3 protein-coding genes are annotated in these 904 nt (G+C 51.3%); all 3 read right to left on the reverse strand.

The annotated features are described in order from the left end of the window. The coding region (locus tag CKL79_RS23385) for a hypothetical protein (RefSeq protein ID WP_170944178.1) at positions 1-188 on the reverse strand (188 nt) is incomplete at its 3' end. Positions 189-222: 34 nt separating this feature from the next. Further along, a complete protein-coding gene (locus CKL79_RS22605) occupies positions 223-450 on the reverse strand; it encodes a recombinase family protein (protein ID WP_121971732.1) in 228 nt (75 codons plus the stop codon). A 52-nt stretch (positions 451-502) separates the two neighbouring features. After that, positions 503-904, reverse strand: a 402-nt coding sequence (locus CKL79_RS22610) for a transposase (RefSeq protein WP_240518737.1), incomplete at its 5' end; no start/stop codon positions are given.

A 904-nucleotide genomic window follows, 5' to 3' on the forward strand; every position in this document is an offset into this window, starting at 1 on the left:
GACTTAGGATCGTGCATAGACTGAATGAAAGACACGCTTTGACCAGCTTCCAAAGATCTTGAGGCTTGTTGCCAATGCGTCTCATATTCGTCTTTAGTCCAGAAACCGAAGTCAACAGAGAACTGCTCTCGAAAGTTATCTATTTGAATCTCGCCTCGGCCTTCTTCTGTCACTGAGAAGTTGTACATCAAAAACCTGTTGTTTGCTGTGCCAGAAGTGTCTTCAGACAACTAACCGATAGTAGCTGGCACGGCTGATGCCGACCCGCTTGCAAATGTCTGTGCTGCTTAGCTTACCCTCATCAGCCAGGCGCTTTGCTTCTAGCTCCTGTCCCCTTGTGATGATCTTCTTCCAACCACCTTTTCGACCTCTCGCCTTGGCCGCCGCTAGACCTGCCAGGGTACGTTCGCGAATGATGTCGCGCTCTAGCTCAGCAATAGAGGCCGTCATTCGGAAGAAAAACGCAATAGCTCAATAACCGCTGGTAGAAGGCAAGCTTGTTTTAGCTTGCAACAAAACAAGCCGACTCAGCAGGCAGGGCCTGAGCCGTTGCCTGAGCCGCTCTTTGTCTAATGACATCAGGCAACAAGGGAACAGTGTCATCGTGTTTGAGCCTGGAGGTCAAATATTGCCAGAACGAAAAGCCCAGCTTGCGACAGGTTTTTTTGAGGCCGACAAAGGTGTCACGCGCCTGCCTGCCCAAGTCATGGCGAGTGGTGCCACTAATCTTACGACGAGTGACCATCTCGCGAATATCAGATTCAGCGGCATTGGTATGCAAAGGCAGCGCTGGCATCTCCAGGACGCGCAGGAGTTCTGCCTTGTGGTTGGTAAACTGCTTGAGCACCGCGTTTAAGGGCGCATTGTCCTCGAAGGTCTGTGCAAAGATGGCATCAAAGCCTCG

Origin of the sequence: Leptolyngbya sp. BC1307, assembly GCF_002286735.1 — a bacterium.
Lineage (GTDB): Bacteria > Cyanobacteriota > Cyanobacteriia > Phormidesmidales > Phormidesmidaceae > Phormidesmis.